Genomic DNA, 18883 nt, shown 5'->3' with positions numbered 1-18883 from the left:
GGCGGCGCCCTGTGGAAGGCTCAGTCATGAAGAAACTGTTCGCCGCCGCGGCCTCCGGGGCCCTGGCCCTGGGGATGCTCGGGGGCGCGGGCGCCGTCACGGTCGCCTCGGCGCCCTCGGCCGAAGCGCACTACTGCGGCATTTCCTGGGGCTCGCAGGCCAAGGCCCGCTGGCTCTACTCCGGCGCCCACGTCACCGGCGTCCGCACCGGTCAGCACGCCTGCTTCGACCGCTTCGTGGTGGACCTGCAGCACAAGGTCCGGGGCTACGAGGTGCACTACGGCAGCATCGCCACCGAGGGCGAGGGCCGGCACATCCCCATGCGGGGCCGCGACATCTCGATCACCGTGCTCGCCAACGCCTACACCGACTCCGGCCGGGCCACCTACGACCCCGTCGACTGGGACCACGTCGCCAACGTCAGCGGCTATCGCACGTTCCGGCAGGTGGCCTACGGCGGCAGCTTCGAGGGCCACACGACCTTCGGCATCGGCGTGCGCGAGCGCCTGCCGATGCGGGTGTTCATCCTCGACGGCCCGGGCACCGGCTCGCGGCTCGTGGTGGACGTCGCCCACCGGTGGTGATCGCCCGGCAGTGACCTCCCCGCGGTCACGCCCAGCGACGCCCGGCCCCGGGCGGACGCACCCGGTCCGTGGTGCGTCCATCGTCGGGGCTGGTCCGCCCTGGCGTGGGCGGCTACGCTCGGGGCATGCTCCAGGGATTCAGGGATTTCATCATGAAGGGCAACGTCCTCGACCTGGCCGTTGCCGTCATCATCGGTGCCGCCTTCGGCTCCGTCGTCACCGCGCTCGTCGACTCCGTGCTCATGCCGTTCATCTCCGGACTCGTCGGGTCCCCGAACTTCGACTCGTTCGCCGTGGTCACCCTCAACGGCAACGACATCAAGTTCGGCGTCCTGCTCACCGCCATCGTCAACTTCCTGCTGATCGCCGCGGCGGTCTACTTCGTCATCGTCATGCCCATGAACAGGATGATCGAGGCCCGCAACCGCCGCATGGGCATCGAGCCCGAGCTCGAGCCCGTCCCCGAGGACGTGCAGCTGCTCACCGAGATCCGCGACGCCCTCGTGGCCCAGCGCGGCACCACCGGCTCCGCCGGCCCCGGTGCCCCCGGCGCCATGCCCCCGGCCACCGGCCTCTGAGGCCGCCCTCCCCCGGTCCACCTCCGGCCCACCGACGACCCGCCGACGAGGGCACCGCAGTCACTGCGGTGCCCTCGTCGGCGGTGGCCCGGCCGTCGGTGCCCTCGTCGTCGGTGGTCGGCGCCGGGCCCTGCTTGTACGCTCGCCCCATGACCCAGCGCACGGACGTGATCGTCTTCGACGTCAACGGCACCCTGTCCGACATGAGCCCGCTCGCGGCCTCCTTCGAGGAGGCGGGTGTGGACCGCGGCCTGCTGCGGACCTGGTTCGCCGAGCTGCTCCGGGACGGCTTCGCGGCGGCCGCCACGGGGGACAACATCGACTTCGCCGTGATCGCCGAGGACAGCCTGCGGCGCCTGCTCGCCGGCCAGGGGATCGCGAGTCGCACCGCCGCAGACGCCACCGACCGGATCATGGAGCGCTTCACCGCCCTGGACGTCCACCCGGACGTCACCGCGGGCATTCCCCAGCTCGCCCGCATGGCCGAGCTGGTCACGCTGAGCAACGGCGCGGCCTCCGTGGCCGAGGCACTGCTGCGCTCGGCCGGGCTGCGCGATCACGTCAGCCACGTGCTCAGCGTGCAGGACGCCGTCGCGTGGAAGCCGGCGCTGGGCGCCTACGAGTACGCCGCGGGACAGTGCGGGGTGGAACCCGGGCGGATGCTGCTGGTGGCCGTGCACCCGTGGGACCTGCACGGCGCGCACGCGGCCGGGCTGCGCACCGCGTGGATCAACCGGAACGGCGGGGAGTACCCGGACTACTTCGCCGCCCCGGACCTCCAGGCGGCGGACCTCACGGACCTGGCCGGCCGGCTCTCCGCCGAGGACGGCTGAGGCCGGGGGACGCTGACGGGCCGTCGCGGCCGTCAGGGACCGATGCAGGGGGCCCAGTCGAGCACCGGGTCCTCGCACGCGGGCAGGCCCATCGCCAGGAACACGAGCGCGAACAGCACGCCGACGCCGAGCAGGACCGCGGCGAACACGGCGGCCGCGGTCAGGGGCGAGGCGCCCGTCTCCTCCTCGGTCTCGGGCTCCTCGGCGCAGGCGTCCGGTTCCCCGGCGTCCGGTTCACCGGCGTCCGGCTCCCCGGGCTCCAGCGCCTCCCGCTCGGTCATGGACGGCCCGGTCCCGTTCAGGACAGGGCGAGTTCGCGCTTGACCACGCTGGCCAGGCCCTCGGCCTCGCGGCGCGCGATGTCCTCGTGCTCGGCCTCGACCATCACCCGGACCACGGGCTCGGTCCCCGAGGGGCGCAGCAGGACCCGCCCGGAGGCACCCAGGCGCGCCTCGACGTCGGCCACCGCGGCCTGGACCTCGGCGTCGTCGCCGGTGCGGGACTTGTCCACGCCCTTGACGTTGACGAGCACCTGCGGCATGCGCTGCATCACGGCGGCCAGCTCGGCCAGCGGCCGGCCGGTGGCGGCGAGCCGGGCGGCGAGCTGCAGGCCGGTGAGCACGCCGTCGCCGGTGGTGGCGTACTCGGAGAAGATGACGTGACCGGACTGCTCCCCGCCGAGCGAGTAGCCGCCGTGCTTCATGCCGGCCAGGACGTAGCGGTCGCCCACCTTGGTCTCCACCAGGCGCACGCCCTCGCGCTGCATCGCCAGCTTCAGGCCCAGGTTGCTCATGACGGTGACCACGAGGGTGTCGTCCTTGAGCCGGCCGGACTCCTTGAGGGCGACCGCCATGATGCCCATGATCTGGTCCCCGTCCACCACGGTGCCGGTCGCGTCCACGGCCAGGCACCGGTCGGCGTCGCCGTCGTGGGCGATGCCGAGGTCCGCCCCGTGCTCCACGACGGCGCGCTGCAGGTTCTCCAGGTGGGTGGAGCCGTACCCGTCGTTGATGTTGACCCCGTCCGGGTCCGCGCCGATCACCACGACCTCCGCGCCCGCCGCCGCGAACACCTGCGGGGAGCAGCCGGCCGCCGCGCCGTGGGCGCAGTCCAGGACGACCTTGAGCCCGTCCAGGCGGTTGGGCAGGGACTTCAGCAGGTGCAGCACGTAGCGGTCCTCGGCGTCCGCGAAGCGCTGGATCCGGCCGACGTCCGCTCCCGTGGGACGACGGGGGGCCAGCCCCATCTCCAGCTGGATGGCGTCCTCCTGCTCGTCCGTGAGCTTCTCCCCACCGCGGGCCAGGAACTTGATGCCGTTGTCCGGGGCCGGGTTGTGGGAGGCGGAGATCATCACGCCGAAGTCGGCCTCCACGTCCCCCACGAGGAAGGCCGCGGCCGGGGTGGGCAGCACGCCCGCGTCGAAGACGTCAACGCCCGAGCTGGCCAGTCCGGCCTGCACGGCGGCGTTGAGGAACTCGCCGCTGATGCGGGGGTCACGGGCCACCACGGCCACCGGGCGGCGCCCGTCCGACTCCCGGTGTCCGAGGACCACGGCGGCGGCCTGTGCCAGTTGGGTTGCAAGTTCGACGGTCAGGTCCCCATTGGCCAGGCCACGGACTCCGTCGGTTCCGAATAGTCTGCTCATCACCTCGGATTGTATGCCCCGGGGCTGGGCCGTCCTCCCAGGGACGCGGCGCGACCTGTCGGATGGGGGCTGCGGGACGTCATGTGACGGCCCGGAGGACGGCGACCCGGCCGGCCGGGACCCTCGGGTCAGGACGCGCCGCAGGAGGGGCCGCCGTCGCAGCCGTCCGCGCCCGGTCCCGCCTCCCCGGTCAGCACGGACACCGGCGTGCAGCACGTCTCGCCCCGCCACGCCTCGAGCCCCTCGCGCACCGCGAAGCCCGCGATCACGAGGGCGGCGAGCGGATCCGCCCAGGTCCACCCGGCCAGGCTGTTGAGCAGCAGGCCGAGGAGCAGCACTGCCGAGAGGTAGGCGCACAGGAGCGTCTGTCTCGAGTCCGCCACCGCGGAGGCCGAGCCCAGCTCGCGTCCGGTGCGCCGCTCGAGCCAGGACAGTGCCGGCATGACCACGAGGCTGACCGCGGCCAGGGCGATCCCCACGGGCGAGTGCTCCGGCTCGGCGGCGCCGAGCAGCGTGCGCACGGCGTCCACCGCCACGAACGCCGCCAGGCCGAGGAACGAGACCGCGATGAGCCGCAGGGCCGTCCGTTCCCGGCGCTCCGGGTCCGCTCCGGCGAACTGCCAGGCCACTGCCGCGGCGGAGAGGACCTCCACGACCGAGTCCAGGCCGAAGCCGATGAGCGCCGAGGACGAGGCCACCGCCCCCGCCGCCAGGGCCACGACCGCCTCGACCACGTTGTAGGAGATGGTCGCTGCGACGATCCAGCGGATGCGCCGGCGCAGCACGGATCGGCGGACCTCGGCCCGGGGGACGGGCGAGAGGGAGTGGCTCGTCATCGGCACGTGCACCCCTCCGGCGCGCAGCAGTCCGGCCGCAGGGCGACGACGAGGTCCAGCAGCCCGTCCAGCGCGGTGCCGATCCGCTCGTCCGCGAGGCGGTACCACGTGCTGCGCCCCTCGGCGCGGCCCTCCACGAGCCCGCATCCGCGCAGGCAGGCCAGCTGGTTGGACATGACCTGCCGGGACACGCCCAGCAGCGCGGCGAGGTCCGAGGGCCGGGCCTCGCCGCCGCGCAGGGCGAGCAGGACGCGGGCGCGCGTGTCGTCCGCGATCGCGTACCCCCAGCGGGACAGCGCCGAGGCGTGGGCGGGACTGACGGGAGTCGCGGTCATGCCCACACAGTACAGGCTGTCGTGTACTGACGCCGGAGCCCGGGTGGCGCACCGGCCGGGCTCAGCCCGCCCAGCCCATCGTGTACAGCCGGGTGAGCGCGGACCCGGCCCCACCGGCGAGCGCGGCCCGCGCCACCGCGTCACGGGCCCGCCAGGCGGCCGCGGGCATCGGCCGCCCCAGCAGCATGTTGGCCTCGGCCTGGCGCGCGGCGCGCAGGGCGGCCCGACGCCGGCCCCGGTCGTACCGCGCGAAGCCCGGGTGCCGCTCGAGGGCACCCCCGGTCCGGTCCCCCGCGGCGAGACCGGATCCGCCGCCCGCCGGGCCCGGCCGCGCCCCGCCGCGGAGCAGCTCCAGCAGCAACGGCTCCAGGGCGATCGCGTCCATCCACCCCAGCGTCATCCCCTGCCCGCCGATGGGACTGATGCCGTGGGCCGCGTCCCCCGCCAGGACGGTGCGGCCCCGCACGAGGCCCGTGGCGAGCCGCCGCTGGACCCGGAAGGCGCTGAGCATCGTGGCCGTGGCCGGGTCCGGGGCGAGGCCGATCCGCTCCCGCGCCCGCTCGGCGATCCCCTCCGCGGTCTCCGGCACGAGCGTGCGGCCCGTGTGTACCACCCACCGCCAGCGGCCCCCGGGCAGCGGGAACCGCTCCACCACGCCGTCGCGGTGCAGGTGGAGGTGCGCCGCCGGTTCCGCCGCGCCGGCGTCCCCGGCGGCCCCTGCGTGCCCGGCGTCCCCGGTGTCCCCGGTGTCGTCGAAGTCGCCCATGAGGTAGCAGTCCCCCCAGTCCCGCTCACGTACCCCGAGCCCGGCCAGCTCGCGGACGCGGCTGCGCGTGCCGTCCGCGCCGACCACGACGGCGGCCTCCCAGACCCGGCCCTCCGGCCCCGTCACCACACCGGTCTGCTCGACCCCGATCACCTCCACCCCGCGGTGCACGGCCCCCGGGGCGAGCCACTCCACCCGTTCGGCGAGCAGCGCCTCCGTGCGCACCTGCGGCAGGGTCAGGACGAAGGGGTACGCCGGGTCCGCCGCGGCGAGGGACAGCTCCCCGAGCACGCCGCCCGGCCCGGGACCGCCGGCGTACCCGACCCCCCGGCCCACGCACACCCCCGCGGCCACGGCGGGCGCGGCCAGGCCCAGCCGGTCCAGGGCGTGCAGCGCCGGGGGGTGCAGGCCGATCGCCCGGGAGTGCTCCACCGGCCGGGGCCGCCGCTCGAGCACCGCCACGTCCACCCCGCGCAGGGCCAGCAGCCCGGCGAGGAACAGGCCCGTGGGGCCCGCGCCGACGATGAGGACCTCGGTCCGCGCGGCACGCCCGCTCACCACCCCCGCTCCGCGCCCTCGCGGCCGGCCAGGGGTCCGGCGTCCCACACCGCGAGCGTCCGCCACGGCACCTGGCCCCGGACCCGCCACCCGGGCCGCACCACCGCGGCGAGCTCCTCGGGGGTATAACTGCGCCGGATCGAGGCGAGCCCGTCGTGGCGGATGTACGAGCCGGGGAAGAAGGGCGCGGTCCCCACGGAGAACAGGGCGTACGCGAGCGTGCTGCGGTGGATGTCGGAGTGGACCGCCCGCCGGACCGCGAGCGCCTCCGAGTCCGCCAGCAGGTCCTCCAGCTGGGGCGGGTCCAGGTGGTGGAGCAGGTGGTTGGAGAGCACGACGTCGAACCGCCGGCCCTCGCGGACGAGGTCCCGGCTCGTGCCCCGGTGGAACTCCAGCCCCGCTCCGGACCGGTGCACCCGCGCCCAGGCGTTCGCCCGCGCGTCGGGGTCCACGGCGGTCACCCGCGCGTCCACCCCGTCCCGGCGGAGCCGGTGGAGCAGGGTCCGGGCCAGGTCCCCGCCGCCGGAGCCGATGTCCACGACGGTGAACGGCCCCGCGTGCTCGCGTGCGAGGGGCCGGATGAGGGAGCGGTAGGTCAGCTGCCAGCCGGCGACGACCGCGTTGACGGCCCCGAAGCCGCGGTAGGTGCGGTGCAGGGCGGCGAGGTCGCACTCCGGGCTGTCCATGTGCTCGACCGTCCCGGGCCGGCGCACGGACAGGTCCGGCACGCCCGGCAGTCCGGGCCGGGGCGTCCTCACGCGCGCGTCACGCCCGGGTCATGAGGGCCGACTCCACGGTGAGCCCGGGGCCGAAGGCCATGGCGCACACGCGCTCGCCGGCCTGCCCGGGGCCCTGCATGATCTGCTGGAGCACGAACATCACGGTGGCGCTGGACATGTTCCCGAAGTCCCGCAGGACCTCCCGTGCCGGCTGCAGCTGCTCCTCGCTGAGACCCAGCCGCGACTCGACCTTGTCCAGGATGCTCCGCCCGCCCGGGTGGATGGCCCAGTGCTCGATCTCGGCGTGGGGCCGCGCCGCCAGCCCCGGCTCGGCGGCCAGCAGCGGCTCGAGGGCGGTGGTGATGTGCTCGTCGATGATGTGCGGGACGTAGGTGCCGAGGATCATCTCGAAGCCGTGGTCCCCGATGTTCCACGCCATCGCCTCCTCCCCCACGGGGGTCAGCACGGTGGCGAAGCCGTCCAGGCACAGGGCGGTCGGTGTGCCGCCCCGGCCGTCTTCCGCCCCGGGGGCCGGCATCGCGGCCGTGACCACCGCGGCGGCCGCGCCGTCCGAGAACAGCGAGGCCCCCACGATCGTGTCCTGGTCGTTGCCGACCCGCACGTGCAGGGTGCACAGCTCCGCGCTGACCACGAGCACGACGGCGGCCGGGTCCGCCTCGCAGATCGAGGCGGCCTCGCGCAGGGCCGGCAAGGCGGCGTAGCAGCCCATGAACCCGATGTGGACGCGCTTCGTGGTGGCCGGCAGTCCGAGCTGGCGCACCAGCTGGTAGTCGGGGCCCGGGGAGAAGAAGCCGGTGCAGGACACCGTGATGACGTGCGTGACGTCCTCGGGGCCCACGCCGGGACAGGCCTCGAGCGCGCCCCGGCCCGCCTCCACGAACAGCCCGGCGGCGTGCTCGGTGTAGATGAGGTTGCGGGTGCCGGTGCTGGGGTTGAGGATGTGCCCGGTCTCCGGCTCGAAGAAGGTGCCGAGCCGGCCCCGCGTGCCGCTCTCGTCCACGCGCCAGTCCTCCACCACGGTGTGCCGGCGCTCGATCCCGGAGGCGTTGAACGCGGCCGGCACGAGCCGCTGGCCCAGCCGGCTCAGCCCGGGCTGGGCGGCCATCACGTCCCGCACCACGTCCTGGTGCAGCACGACGGGCGGGACGGCGGTGTGCAGGGAGCGGATCAGGGCCATGGGCACATCGTGTCAGCCGCCGTGGCCGGGCACAATGGCCCGGCCGGGGAGGCCTCAGAGGCCGTAGTTCCGCGCCGACTCCAGCGCCTCCTGCGCGCTGGAGGCGTTGAGCTTGCCGTACAGGGTGCGCAGCTGCCCCTTGATGGTGTTCTCGGAGCGGTAGGTGGAGGTGGCCATCTCCCGCCGGGTCAGGCCCTCGCGCAGCATGCGCAGCACCTCCTGCTCGCGCGGGGTCAGCGCCGGGGCCAGGTCCGGGCGCAGGTCGAAGCCGGTGAGCCGCTCCAGCCGGGCCACGGCCTCGTCCCCCACCATGCCGGCCCGGCGGAACAGCGGGGTCCACCCCAGCGGGTGGAAGTTCACCAGGTCCGCCAGCTCCCCGTCCTGGCGGTGGATCGCGGCGAGCTGGCGCAGCACGTGGTCGTCGGCGGTCTCCGGGGTGGCCTTGGCCCGGGCGATCACCCCGATCATGGCCGCCACGGTGCGGTGCCGCGGGCTGGTCCGCTCGGGCAGCCGCAGTGCCCGCAGGGCGCCGTCCGTGTCCTGCGTGGCCAGGCAGCGCAGCGCCTCGAAGTTGGCGAGCATCTGGCTCTGGTCCCAGCCGGGCACCACGCCCGTGTTCCCGCCAGCCAGCCGCGCGGCGTGGTAGGCCTCGCTGAGCAGCCGGGTGGCCAGGGGCGCGGTGGCCGCCGCGCGGTCCTGCCGCCAGTCCAGCACGCGCGCCGCGGCGGCCTCCCCGAGGCCGGCGATCGTCATCGACACCGCCACGAGGTAGGCGTGGACCGCCCAGAACTCGTCCCCGTCCGGCTCCGCCGGCAACTGGGCGAACAGTCCCTCCAGCGCGTCCTGGTCCAGCTCGGCCAGCGCGACGTGCAGCCGCGCCAGGATGACCGCCCGCTCCACCATGGGCCGGCCCCAGCCGAGCCGGCGCAGCGGCCCCTCGGCCTGGTCCAGCCAGTACCGCGCCCGGGCCGTCTGCCCCGTCTGGGCGCACACGAGCGCCAGCTTGCCGGCGGCATCGGCCAGGACGAAGTCCACCCGCCCGTTCAGCGCGGTGTAGTACGCCGCCTCGTAGGCCTGCCGGGCCTCGGGCAGCCGGTCGGCGCGGTGCAGGGAGATGCCCGCCTGCAGCTCGGCGAAGCCCGCGACCACGGGCCGGACCCCGCCCTGCCGGCGGACGGCCTCGACGGCCGCGCGCAGCCGCTCGGCCGCGAGGGCCGCCTCCTCGAAGTGCCCGCCGAGGCGCAGGTGGCCGTTCTCGGCGATGCCCACGGCGATCGCCCGCTGGTCGGGGGTCCGGTAGAGCCGGGTGGACAGCGCGTGCAGCCGCTGGGCGATGTCGTCCCGGGCGAACTCGGGCCTGGCCTCCGGGACGGGGATCTCCGTGGTCGTCGGCTCGGTGACGGCCACGAGGCGCGCGGCCAGCCCGGTGACGTCCAGGCCGCCGAGCGCGAACCGCGGCAGCCGGCCGACGAGCCGGGCCAGGGCCGGCGCGTTCTGGACGTAGAGGTCCACCCAGTGGTCCAGCAGCAGGTCCACCATGCGCTTCCAGGACCGCTCCCCGAGGGCCGTCTCGAGCGCCAGCTGCGCCCCGCCCTGGGCGGCGGTCGCGTCGATCGCCGCCTCGGCGGCCTCCCGCGCCCGCTGCGGGTCGTCGTCCGCGAGGGACTCCCGGAGCACCTCGCGGACCAGGACGGGCATGGTCCACCGGCCCTCCGGGGACCGGACCACCAGGCCCAGCTCCTGCAGCGTGCGCAGGGTGGGGGCCGGCGTCGTGCGCTCGGGCCGGAAGGCCTCGAGGATCTCGTCCGAGTAGAACGGCAGGAACGCCGTCTCCGCGATGTCCCCGTCCCGGTCGCGCGGGCCCAGCCAGCGCAGCAGGGGCGAGTAGATCGACTGCTTGGCCAGCCGCGCCCCCGCGGGGTCGTCGAGGAGGATGCACACCGCCTGCAGCCAGCCCCCGGTCTTCTCGTGGATCCGTTCCGGGGTCAGCGGACGCGCGGTGGCGCCCGCGGGCGGCGCCGTCCGGGGGCGCGCGCCGGGTCCGGGCGCGCCGTAGCCCGGCGGCCGGAACCCGGCGGCGTGGGAGGCCATCGCCCGCCGGACCTCCTCGGGCGTCAGCATGAGGTCGGCGGGCCCGGCCACGAGCGCGGGGAAGGCCGCCACGAGGTGACGGACCGGCAGGTCCGCGCCCCCGACGACGGCGACGCGGCCGGCGTCGTCCTCGTCCAGCAGGGTCCCCACCGCCTCGACCACCGCCTCCACGTCCATGACGCGGCGCGGGGAGGCGATCACGCGCCGGGCGACGTCCCGGCCGACCCAGCCGCTCGCGAACCAGCGGGCCCCCGTCCCGCCCGGAGCGCGGACGACGAGCAGCCGCTCGTCGCCGGCGTGCGCGCCACGGAACCGGCCCAGTGCCGGGTGGGGGTGCTCCGGGTCGTCGATCGCGATGGTCGGGGTCATGGGTGGCGCGGCTCCACGGTTCGTGCTGGCGCGGCGGGCGCGTCCTGGCGCTGGAAAGGTCAGTGTGTCACACGTCTCCTCCGGGTGTCCCGGGGCGGCGGCCGGGCGCTGACATGACCCGTCATGGACGGACGGCACGGCGCGGCGTCGGGGGCCCCGACTGTGGGTACTCTGGTGCGGCGCACCCACCGTGTGCCGCACCGCACCTCCCGCGCGCCCCGGCGGCCGGCCCCAGCAGGGCCCTCCCCGCGGCCCGACCCACCAGAGATGGGGACAACCCTCGTGAGAGCCATCCACTCCAGACCACTCCAGGCGGTGCTCACCGTCCTGGCAGCACTGCTGCTCGGCGTGACCGCCCTGCTGGGGGCCGTCACCCCCGCCCACGCCTCCGGTGCCGCCCAGGCCGGCGCCGAGGCCTCCGGTACCGGCGACGTCTCCGGGCAGACCTACGTCATCGCCACCGACACCACCTTCGCCCCCTTCGAGTTCCGTGACTCCGCCGGCGAGCTGACGGGCATCGACATCGACCTCATGGAGGCGATCGCCGAGGACCAGGGCTTCGAGGTCGAGTGGCGCTCCCTCGGCTTCAATGCAGCCCTGCAGGCGCTCAGCGCCGACCAGGCCGACGGCGTGATCGCCGGCATGTCCATCACGGACGAGCGCCAGGAGATCTACGACTTCTCCGATCCCTACTTCACCGGCACCGTGACCCTCGCCGTCAACGAGGGCGACGAGGGCGAGATCTCCGACTGGGAGGACCTCGAGGGCAAGCGACTGGTCGTCAAGACCGGCTCCCTGTCCGAGGAGGTCGCGAAGGAGCGCCAGGAGCAGTACGGCTACGAGGTCACCGCGCTGGACCAGACCACCACCCTCGTGGAATCGGTGAAGTCCGGCAACGCGGACGCCCTCATGGACGACTTCCCGGTGATCGCCTACGGCATCACCCAGGGCTCCGGGCTCGTCACGGTGGGCGAGCAGGTGGAGGCCGGCGACTACGGCTTCGCCGTCAACAAGGACCAGAACCCCGAGCTGCTGCAGGCCTTCAACGAGGGCCTCGCGGAGCTGCGCGCCTCCGGCGAGTACCAGCAGATCCTGGACGAGTACCTCGCCGCCGAGGACGAGGGCGTGGACCGCTCCACGTTCTGGGGCCTGGTCGTCACCGCCATCCCGGCCCTGATGACCGGCCTGGGCAACACCCTGCTGGTCACGCTCATCTCCTTCGCCCTGGCCATGGTGCTGGGCGTGGTGTTCGGGTTCTTCAAGATCTCCCGCAACCCCGTGCTGCGCGGCATCGCGGTGGCGTTCGTCAGCGTCTTCCGCGGCACCCCGATCCTCGTCTGGGCGTTCTTCTTCTACTTCGGCCTGCCCCAGCTCATCGGCACCCCGGTGAACATCTGGGTGGCCGGCGTGCTGACCCTGACGCTCAACGGCGCCGCCTACATCGCGGAGATCGTCCGCGGCGCCGTGCAGGCCGTGGACCCGGGCCAGATGGAGGCCGCCCGGTCCCTCGGCCTCGGCTACGGCAAGTCCATGCAGCGCGTGGTGCTGCCGCAGGCGTTCAAGATCATGACGCCCTCGCTGATCAACCAGCTGGTCATCATGCTCAAGGACTCCTCGCTGCTGCTGGCCATCGGCTTCGCCGAGCTGCTGTACCAGGCCCAGCAGATCTACGCCTCGAACTTCCGCGTCACCGAGGTGCTGCTGATCGTGGCGGTCATCTACTTCGTGGTCATCACCCTGCTGACCCAGCTCGCCAACTACGTGGACAGGAAGGTCAACGCATGAGCACCGCGGCCCCACACACCCCAGCGGGCCCCGGCGCGGCCGGCGACCGGAAGGTCGTCGTCGACGTCGCGGACCTCACCAAGTCCTTCGGCGACCACCAGGTCCTCAAGGGCATCACCGGACAGATCCACGAGGGCGAGGTGCTGTGCGTGATCGGGCCCTCCGGGTCCGGCAAGTCCACGTTCCTGCGCTGCCTGAACCGGCTCGAGGAGCCCACCTCCGGCACCGTCACGGTCGGCGGCTTCGACCTGACCGACCCGAAGGTGGACATCAACGCCGTGCGCCGCAGCATCGGCATGGTGTTCCAGCAGTTCAACCTGTTCCCGCACATGACCGTGGCGGAGAACGTCATGCTGGCCCCCGTCGAGCTGAAGAAGGCCTCCAGGGCCGAGGCCCGCGCCACCGCCGAGCGGCTGCTCGCCCGCGTGGGCCTGGCCGCCAAGGCCGATGCCCGGCCCGCGTCCCTGTCCGGCGGCCAGAAGCAGCGCGTGGCGATCGCCAGGGCCCTGGCCATGAACCCGCAGATCATGCTCTTCGACGAGGCCACCTCGGCCCTCGACCCGGAGATGGTCGGCGAGGTGCTGCAGGTCATCCGCGACCTCGCCGAGGAGGGCATGACCATGGTGCTGGTGACCCACGAGATGGGCTTCGCCCGCGAGGTCGCCGACCGGGTGCTGTTCATGGACGACGGCCGGATCGTGGAGATGGGCCCGCCGGCCGAGGTCTTCGGCAACCCCCAATCCCCCCGCCTGCAGGACTTCCTCTCCAAGGTCCTCTGACCGGTTCCGACCCCGACGACGACCCCAGCCCGGCACCGCGGCGTGCGCCAGGGCTGGGGTCGTCCGCGTCCGGCGTGGTGGACTGCCGCCATGACCGACCACGATCCCACCCCCGCCCTGTCCGCCCTCGCCCTCGTCTGCACCCTGACGCCCTCCCCCGCGCCCTCCAGCAGCGAGCTCATGGCCCGGCACCTGCTGGACCGCTTCGAGGCCCGGGGCGTGCGGACCTCCTCGGTGCGCATCGTGGACCACGTGGTGAGGCCCGGGGTGGAGGTGGACATGGGCGAGGGCGACGAGTGGCCCGCCCTCCGGGAGCGGGTCCTCGCCGCGGACATCCTCGTCCTGGCCACGCCCATCTGGATGGGACACCCCGCCAGCGTGGCCCAGCAGGTCCTCGAGCGCCTCGACGCCGACCTCTCCGAGACGGACGACGCCGGCCGCCCGGTCATGTACGACAAGGTCGCCACCGTCGCGGTGGTCGGCAACGAGGACGGCGCCCACCACACGATCGCCCAGCTGTTCCAGGGCCTGAACGACGTCGGCTTCTCCGTCCCGGCGCAGGGCGGCACCTACTGGGTCGGCGAGGCCATGCAGACCGTGGACTACCAGGACCTCGAGGAGGTGCCGGAACCGGTGGCCGCGACCCACGACGGGCTCGTCCGCAACGCCGTGCACCTGGCCCGGCTGCTGCGCGGGGAGCCCTATCCGGCCGGCTGAGGCCCGTCCTCGCACGTCACATGACGACCTCCCATTGCGCATTAGGCCATGGCTCCGTAGATTATTTAGGCAAGCCTTACCTCAAAGGGGGGTGCGGCACCCTGACCCGACGGAGCATCCGACCATGACCGTGACGGCCACCCGGACCTACCCGACCACCCGCGCGTACCGCACGCGCGTGGCCCGGATCAGCCCGCTCAGCGAGCACTTCGTGCGCTTCACCCTCACCGGCGAGGACCTGGTGCACTTCGGCACCGGCGGCCTGGACCAGCGGATCAAGCTGATGATCCCGCGGCCGGACGGGACCCTGCCGGAGATCGGCCTGTTCGCCGACCCCGCCCCCGCCGTCATGGAGTGGTACCAGCGCTGGCGCGCGCTGCCGGACGAGGAGCGCAACCCGATGCGCACCTACACGGTGCGCGCCGTGCGTCCCCATGCCCGGGAGATCGACGTCGACTTCGTGCTGCACGGCACGGAGGGGCCGGCCTCGGCGTGGGCGAGCACGGCCGCCGTGGGGGACGAGATCGTGGTGATCGGCCCGGACGAGCGCTCCGAGACCGGCGGCCGCGGCCGCAGCGGCGGCATCGAGTTCGACCCGGGCGAGGCCACCACGCTGCTGCTGGCCGGTGACGAGACCGCCGCCCCCGCCATCTGCTCCATCCTCGAGTCCCTCGGCGAGCGCCACTCCGGCCACGTCTACCTCGAGGTGCCCACGGCGGCGGACGTGCTGCCCGTGATGACCCTCGCCTCCGTGCAGGTGCACTGGCTGCCCCGGGACGGTCGCCCCCACGGCGAGGCGCTCACCGAGGCCCTGCACGCGTGGGGCCGGGAGCACGGGGCCGAGGTGGCCGACCGCGGCCGGCTGGCGGACCCCCAGGGACCCGACGGCGGCGCGCCGGGCCCCGCGGAGGCCGAGGACGGTCGGCTGTGGGAGGTGCCGGACGAGGGCCCGCGCGGGCGCTGGTACGCCTGGCTGGCCGGCGAGGCGGGGACGATCACCGGGATCCGACGGCACCTCGTGAAGGACCTGGGCATCGACCGCACGTGCGTGTCCTTCATGGGCTACTGGAAGCGCGGCCGCGCCGAGGGGTGCTGAACTCCTGCGGCACCGGTAGGCTCGGGCCCCATCACGGGCACCCAGGGGGCGACATGAACGACCAGCAGTCCGACCGGCCGGACGACCACCGCGGCTCCACGCCGGAGTGGTACCTGCAGCCCGGCCTCGGGGATCCCGCCACCGGCGCCGACGCCCAGGACGCGGCCGCCCCGCGGTACGGCGGCCAGCCCGGCCCCGGATACCCGCCGTCGCCCGAGCGCCCGGACTACCAGCAGGGCTATCCCCACCCGGGCCCGCCCGGGCCGTGGGGCGCCGGCTACCCGCCCGCGTACCCACCCGCCTATCCGACCGGCGGGCCCCTCCCCGGCCTGCCGGACCCCCAGCAGGCCGCCGCGGACCGGGCCGCCCGCAACGCCATGGTCCTGGGCATCCTGGGCATCGTGTTCGGCAGCCTCGGCATCATCTTCGGCCCCATCGCCCTGTCCAAGGCCGCGAAGGCCGAGCGGCTGGGCGGCAGGGCGCCGGTGGGGAAGGTCCTCGGCTGGGTCGCCCTCGCCGTCGGGGTGTTCTGGATCCTCGGCCTCGGCCTGCGGTAGGAGCGCCCCGCCCGTCGCCCGCGTCAGCCCCCGAGTGGCCCCGACCCGGCGCCCCCGCCCCAGGGCCACGCGGGAACGGGCACGGTCACGGCCTCCACCGTGGACGCGGTCCAGGGGAAGAACGGGCTCGCCCACGGGAAGACGACGGTCACCAGCGCCACGAGGACCAGGCCGAGGAGGACCAGCGACTCGAGGACGCGCAGCCACAGCGGTCCGGGCAGGTGGCGGAAGATCCAGGCGTACACGGCTCACGCTCCCTCGAGGCCGGCGGCCCGGCGGACCACGTCCCGGACCTCCGGCGGCGCCGTGGTCCCGGCCGGGACGAACGAGCCCTGTTCCAGGTGGACGACCATGCGCAGGTCCGTGGTGAAGGGCGGGTGGCACGTGGTGAGGGTCAGGAGCCTCCTCGTGGGGACCGCGCCGCTGTCCCCCGGCACCGGGTAGAGCACCTGGATCCCGGAAGGGGGCACGATCTCCGTGCTCCGGTAGACATAGGTGTAGACGCCCTCCCGGGTCTGGAGGTAGGCCCGGTCTCCGGGACCGAGCCTGTCCATGTGCCAGAAGACCCCGCCGTGGGTCTGCCGGTGCCCGGCCAGGCCGACGTTCCCGAGTTGTCCCGGACGTTGCGTGCCCGGGTAGTGCCCGATGCCGACGGAGTCCAGGACGTCCGGGTCCACTCCCTCGGCGATGGGCTTGGCGTAGTCGGGCCCGAAGCGGGGAACGTAGAGGATGCCCCACACCCCGCTGTCCAGGGCCGGCCCGGCGGCCTGCGGGACACCGCCGTCCCGGGCGGCCTGCTCGGCGCCGGGCCCCTGCACGGTGCCGCTCCCCGCGCCGTTCCCGGTCCCCGTCTCGGGGGCAGCCTCGGCGGTGGCCCCGGGGGCCTCCGCCCGGATGGCCTCCTCCGCCCCTGGTGCCCGCACCGCGGCGGCCCCCGTGCCGTCCTCCGCCCGGATCGGCTCGCCGGCCGCGGAGGTCTCGACCGCCCCGTCGTCCTGGCCGCTCCACTCCCGGACGGTCTCGGCGACGGCGGAGGCCTGCGCCTCGTCCGCCGCGAGGTTGGTCCACCACAGGTGCCAGGCCGTGAACAGGAGCATGAGGACGCCGGCGGTCAGGAGCAGCTCGGCGCCGCCCCGGAGGATCGTGGACGTCGCGCGCCGGGCGGCCGAGGCGGCGGCACCGCGGGGCTTCGCCATGACGACCTACCTTCCCGTCGGATCGACACCTTCGAGACTAGGAAGGAGCCCCGGCCCGGGCACGAGTGCCCCGTACCCCACTCCCACGGGAGAGGATGCGGTCGGACGCGTGTTGGACGCCTGCCCACCGCTCGTCCCGCGCCTCTGCGGGCCGTGGCTATGCACTTAAGTACCGTCCTGTCCTGACCTCGGCGTTTCTCGACCACTCCCCCGCCGGCCTGTGCCTACGGTGCGCGCGACCGCCGGTCACCCTGCACCCGCCCCCTCCCCGGGCCGGCGCACCCGACCGGCCAGCCACCGCCGATGGGAGCCTGACATGACCGAGAACCCCACCCCGGCCGAGGCCGCGTCGCCTCGCCCGACGTCACCCCGCCCCGGGCCGCGGGACGGCCGCGCCGGCCTCCCGGCGCCCGGGTCCACCACGGCGCCCTCCCCCGGACCGGAACTCTCCCGCCGCCGCCTACTGCTGGGCACCGCGGCCCTCGGGGCGCTCGCGGTGGGCAGCGCCGCCGTCGCCCCGGAGGCCGCCCACGCGCACGCCGTGGGCCGCCCGGCGATCATCACCACCGCCGCCTGGGGCGCCCGCCCGCCACGGCGGCACCTGCACACGATCGCGCGCCGCCCGGGGTACCTCGTCATCCACCACACCGCGCACGAGAACGGAGCGGGCACATCCGCCGGGGCAGCGCACGCGCTGGGACGCCTGCTCCAGCGCAACCACCTGCGCCGCGGCTGGGCGGACACGGGCCAGCACTTCACCATCGCGCGCGGCGGGCAGGTCCTCGAGGGCCGCCACGGCTCCGCGGCCGCCCTGGACGCCGGGACGCGGTTCGTGGAGGGCGCCCACGCCTACGGCTTCAACGACGAGTCGATCGGCATCGAGGTGGACGGGATGTACGTCAGCGCCCTCCCGACGGCGGCGCAGTGGAACGCGCTCGTGCGGCTGTGCGCCTACGCGTGCCGCCGGTACGGCATCCGGGTGCAGGACATCATCGCCCACCGTGACGTCCCGGGCGCCCGGACGGAGTGCTGCGGCGACGCCCTCTACGCGCGGCTGCCGGCGCTGCGCCGCGCCGTGGCGGCGGCGCTGGGCGGCAGCACCCTGGGCTTCGCCGGCGCGGCCGGCGGCGGGAGCGCCGGCAGCGCCGGAGCAGGCGGCAGCTACCCCAGCCTGCGCCGCGGGGCCCGGGGCGCGGCGGTCCGCCGCCTGCAGTCCGCCCTGCGCGACGCCGGCCACTCCCCGGGAGCGGTGGACGGCGTCTTCGGCGCGCGGACCGAACGGGCGGTGCGGTCCTACCAGCGGGCGCTCGGCATGTCGGTGGAGGGCGTGGCCGGGCCGCGGACGTGGGGCTCGATCGTCACCCGGCCGGCACGCGGCACCTCGCTGTCCCGCGGGGACTCGGGCACCCAGGTGCGGCACCTGCAGCGCGGCCTGTCCGCGACGCTGCGCAGGAGCGTCGTCGTCGACGGCCGGTTCGGCCCCGCCACGCAGGTCGCGGTGCGCTCCTACCAGTCCTCCCGCGGTCTGCCCCCGGTCGGCGTCGCCGGCCCGCAGACCTGGTTCTCGCTCAAGCGCGGGCGGTAGACGACGTGACGTGGGCGTCCCGGGCCGGGGCGCCGCGCATCGACGAGACCTGACTGCGGAGCGCCGCACTCCTGCCTCCTCGTCGAGCCTCGCACCGGTGACCGGAACGGCGGGGACGGCGACCCGGGGCGAGCACGCACCCTGTGGCGGGAACCAGCGTGTCGGACGGGCCCTGGCTTCCCTGCCAGCGGCCCTGGCCGCTTGGTGAGGACCATCGGGAACCATCCCCGCCTTCGCGCCGCGGTGTTTCACCTGTATCTCTCGATTCTCCTCAGAAGCCGTCCTCGCGGGCCCCACATGGGCCGAGATGACGGGGACGAGTGCCGTCCCTCCACCGAGCGCGTCATTCCGCGTGCCATTCGAGTACGGGAACTGAGGAGTCAGGTGCCGCATGAGTACCGGGCACCCATGTGGAGACGAGTGGACGCTCCTACCGTCGTATCCACGTGATCCACAGAGTGACGCCCAATGGGCGAGTCAGCGCCTCCCGTCCAATAGATTGACTGCTGGAGCGCATCCATGGCCAGACGGCAGGTTCCTTTCGTCGTGGCTCGAGGTACCCAGGTGAGGTCTTCCCAGGGGGAATGGTGTCTCTTCACGTCCCGGCACAGGTATGTGCGTCTAGTCCACAGGTAGGTCCGGCATGACTTCGGCCA

General features: G+C 74.4%; 19 protein-coding genes. 9 read left to right on the top strand and 10 right to left on the bottom strand.

Annotated elements, in window-relative coordinates:
* Positions 1 to 26 precede the first annotated feature (26 nt).
* The 3 genes from E7744_RS04325 (at position 27) to E7744_RS04315 (ending at position 1995) form a co-directional block, all read left to right on the top strand.
* Positions 27 to 584 carry a hypothetical protein gene (locus tag E7744_RS04325; RefSeq protein ID WP_137773070.1) on the top strand — a complete coding sequence of 186 codons (558 nt, stop codon included), beginning with the start codon at positions 27 to 29 and terminating at the stop codon, positions 582 to 584.
* Between the two features lie 125 nt (positions 585 to 709).
* Positions 710 to 1162: a large conductance mechanosensitive channel protein MscL gene (gene mscL, locus E7744_RS04320; protein WP_137773069.1), complete on the top strand. Its 453-nt coding sequence runs from the start codon at positions 710 to 712 to the stop codon at positions 1160 to 1162.
* A gap of 149 nt (positions 1163 to 1311) precedes the next feature.
* On the top strand, positions 1312 to 1995 hold the full coding sequence (locus tag E7744_RS04315; RefSeq protein WP_137773068.1) for a haloacid dehalogenase type II: 684 nt from the start codon (positions 1312 to 1314) through the stop codon (positions 1993 to 1995).
* Positions 1996 to 2027: 32 nt separating this feature from the next.
* On the opposite strand, the gene E7744_RS04310 is transcribed toward E7744_RS04315, so the two are convergent.
* The 8 genes from E7744_RS04310 to E7744_RS04275 all read right to left on the bottom strand — a co-directional run bounded on the left by E7744_RS04310 (position 2028) and on the right by E7744_RS04275 (position 10512).
* On the bottom strand, positions 2028 to 2276 hold the full coding sequence (locus E7744_RS04310; protein ID WP_137773067.1) for a hypothetical protein: 249 nt from the start codon (positions 2274 to 2276) through the stop codon (positions 2028 to 2030).
* Positions 2277 to 2293: 17 nt separating this feature from the next.
* Positions 2294 to 3640, bottom strand: coding sequence for a phosphoglucosamine mutase (glmM, locus tag E7744_RS04305; RefSeq protein WP_137773066.1), 1347 nt, complete (start codon positions 3638 to 3640; stop codon positions 2294 to 2296).
* A 128-nt stretch (positions 3641 to 3768) separates the two neighbouring features.
* Positions 3769 to 4476 (bottom strand): cation transporter, encoded by a 708-nt coding sequence (locus E7744_RS04300; RefSeq protein WP_137773065.1) that lies wholly within the window; start codon positions 4474 to 4476, stop codon positions 3769 to 3771.
* Positions 4473 to 4811 (bottom strand): helix-turn-helix transcriptional regulator, encoded by a 339-nt coding sequence (locus tag E7744_RS04295; RefSeq protein WP_137773064.1) that lies wholly within the window; start codon positions 4809 to 4811, stop codon positions 4473 to 4475. Before E7744_RS04295 ends, E7744_RS04300 begins: the two co-directional genes overlap by 4 nt.
* Positions 4812 to 4872: 61 nt before the next feature.
* On the bottom strand, positions 4873 to 6135 hold the full coding sequence (locus E7744_RS04290) for an NAD(P)/FAD-dependent oxidoreductase (RefSeq protein WP_137773063.1): 1263 nt from the start codon (positions 6133 to 6135) through the stop codon (positions 4873 to 4875).
* Positions 6132 to 6863 (bottom strand): class I SAM-dependent methyltransferase, encoded by a 732-nt coding sequence (locus E7744_RS04285; protein ID WP_137773062.1) that lies wholly within the window; start codon positions 6861 to 6863, stop codon positions 6132 to 6134. Before E7744_RS04285 ends, E7744_RS04290 begins: the two co-directional genes overlap by 4 nt.
* A gap of 37 nt (positions 6864 to 6900) precedes the next feature.
* Positions 6901 to 8052 (bottom strand): type III polyketide synthase, encoded by a 1152-nt coding sequence (locus E7744_RS04280; protein ID WP_137773061.1) that lies wholly within the window; start codon positions 8050 to 8052, stop codon positions 6901 to 6903.
* Between the two features lie 54 nt (positions 8053 to 8106).
* Entirely contained in the window at positions 8107 to 10512 is a 2406-nt protein-coding gene (locus E7744_RS04275) for a helix-turn-helix domain-containing protein (protein ID WP_137773060.1), read from the bottom strand.
* Between the two features lie 282 nt (positions 10513 to 10794).
* On the opposite strand from E7744_RS04275, the gene E7744_RS04270 reads away from it, so the two are divergent.
* From E7744_RS04270 to E7744_RS04250, 5 genes are all read left to right on the top strand, one after another.
* On the top strand, positions 10795 to 12297 hold the full coding sequence (locus tag E7744_RS04270; protein ID WP_246858541.1) for an amino acid ABC transporter substrate-binding protein/permease: 1503 nt from the start codon (positions 10795 to 10797) through the stop codon (positions 12295 to 12297).
* Positions 12294 to 13076, top strand: coding sequence for an amino acid ABC transporter ATP-binding protein (locus E7744_RS04265; RefSeq protein ID WP_137773058.1), 783 nt, complete (start codon positions 12294 to 12296; stop codon positions 13074 to 13076). Before E7744_RS04270 ends, E7744_RS04265 begins: the two co-directional genes overlap by 4 nt.
* Positions 13077 to 13166: 90 nt before the next feature.
* Positions 13167 to 13793 (top strand): flavodoxin family protein, encoded by a 627-nt coding sequence (locus E7744_RS04260; protein WP_137773057.1) that lies wholly within the window; start codon positions 13167 to 13169, stop codon positions 13791 to 13793.
* A 124-nt stretch (positions 13794 to 13917) separates the two neighbouring features.
* Positions 13918 to 14889: a siderophore-interacting protein gene (locus E7744_RS04255; RefSeq protein WP_137773056.1), complete on the top strand. Its 972-nt coding sequence runs from the start codon at positions 13918 to 13920 to the stop codon at positions 14887 to 14889.
* A gap of 53 nt (positions 14890 to 14942) precedes the next feature.
* A complete protein-coding gene (locus E7744_RS04250; protein ID WP_137773055.1) occupies positions 14943 to 15446 on the top strand; it encodes a DUF4190 domain-containing protein in 504 nt (167 codons plus the stop codon).
* A gap of 23 nt (positions 15447 to 15469) precedes the next feature.
* On the opposite strand, the gene E7744_RS04245 is transcribed toward E7744_RS04250, so the two are convergent.
* Positions 15470 to 15691: a hypothetical protein gene (locus E7744_RS04245; protein WP_137773054.1), complete on the bottom strand. Its 222-nt coding sequence runs from the start codon at positions 15689 to 15691 to the stop codon at positions 15470 to 15472.
* A gap of 3 nt (positions 15692 to 15694) precedes the next feature.
* The gene (locus tag E7744_RS04240; RefSeq protein ID WP_246858540.1) at positions 15695 to 16642 is read right to left on the bottom strand and encodes a class E sortase; all 948 of its coding nucleotides are present in this window, start codon (positions 16640 to 16642) and stop codon (positions 15695 to 15697) included.
* A gap of 316 nt (positions 16643 to 16958) precedes the next feature.
* On the opposite strand from E7744_RS04240, the gene E7744_RS04235 reads away from it, so the two are divergent.
* Positions 16959 to 18227: an N-acetylmuramoyl-L-alanine amidase gene (locus E7744_RS04235; protein ID WP_137773053.1), complete on the top strand. Its 1269-nt coding sequence runs from the start codon at positions 16959 to 16961 to the stop codon at positions 18225 to 18227.
* Positions 18228 to 18883: the final 656 nt, after the last annotated feature.

It is taken from the genome of Citricoccus sp. SGAir0253, assembly GCF_005877055.1.
GTDB lineage: Bacteria > Actinomycetota > Actinomycetes > Actinomycetales > Micrococcaceae > Citricoccus.
The sequence above is the reverse complement of the archived record's forward strand: the minus strand, read 5'-3'. Positions and strand labels throughout refer to the sequence as shown.

Coding starts and splice junctions, on each gene's coding strand:
- E7744_RS04260 (WP_137773057.1), top strand. CDS start 13,167: ATGACCGACCACGATCCCACCCCCGCCCTGTCCGCCCTCGCCCTCGTC.
- E7744_RS04255 (WP_137773056.1), top strand. CDS start 13,918: ATGACCGTGACGGCCACCCGGACCTACCCGACCACCCGCGCGTACCGC.
- E7744_RS04315 (WP_137773068.1), top strand. CDS start 1,312: ATGACCCAGCGCACGGACGTGATCGTCTTCGACGTCAACGGCACCCTG.
- E7744_RS04240 (WP_246858540.1), bottom strand. CDS start 16,642: ATGGCGAAGCCCCGCGGTGCCGCCGCCTCGGCCGCCCGGCGCGCGACG.
- E7744_RS04265 (WP_137773058.1), top strand. CDS start 12,294: ATGAGCACCGCGGCCCCACACACCCCAGCGGGCCCCGGCGCGGCCGGC.
- E7744_RS04235 (WP_137773053.1), top strand. CDS start 16,959: ATGACCGAGAACCCCACCCCGGCCGAGGCCGCGTCGCCTCGCCCGACG.
- E7744_RS04280 (WP_137773061.1), bottom strand. CDS start 8,052: ATGGCCCTGATCCGCTCCCTGCACACCGCCGTCCCGCCCGTCGTGCTG.
- E7744_RS04295 (WP_137773064.1), bottom strand. CDS start 4,811: ATGACCGCGACTCCCGTCAGTCCCGCCCACGCCTCGGCGCTGTCCCGC.
- E7744_RS04250 (WP_137773055.1), top strand. CDS start 14,943: ATGAACGACCAGCAGTCCGACCGGCCGGACGACCACCGCGGCTCCACG.
- mscL (WP_137773069.1), top strand. CDS start 710: ATGCTCCAGGGATTCAGGGATTTCATCATGAAGGGCAACGTCCTCGAC.
- E7744_RS04325 (WP_137773070.1), top strand. CDS start 27: ATGAAGAAACTGTTCGCCGCCGCGGCCTCCGGGGCCCTGGCCCTGGGG.
- glmM (WP_137773066.1), bottom strand. CDS start 3,640: ATGAGCAGACTATTCGGAACCGACGGAGTCCGTGGCCTGGCCAATGGG.
- E7744_RS04310 (WP_137773067.1), bottom strand. CDS start 2,276: ATGACCGAGCGGGAGGCGCTGGAGCCCGGGGAGCCGGACGCCGGTGAA.
- E7744_RS04275 (WP_137773060.1), bottom strand. CDS start 10,512: ATGACCCCGACCATCGCGATCGACGACCCGGAGCACCCCCACCCGGCA.
- E7744_RS04300 (WP_137773065.1), bottom strand. CDS start 4,476: ATGACGAGCCACTCCCTCTCGCCCGTCCCCCGGGCCGAGGTCCGCCGA.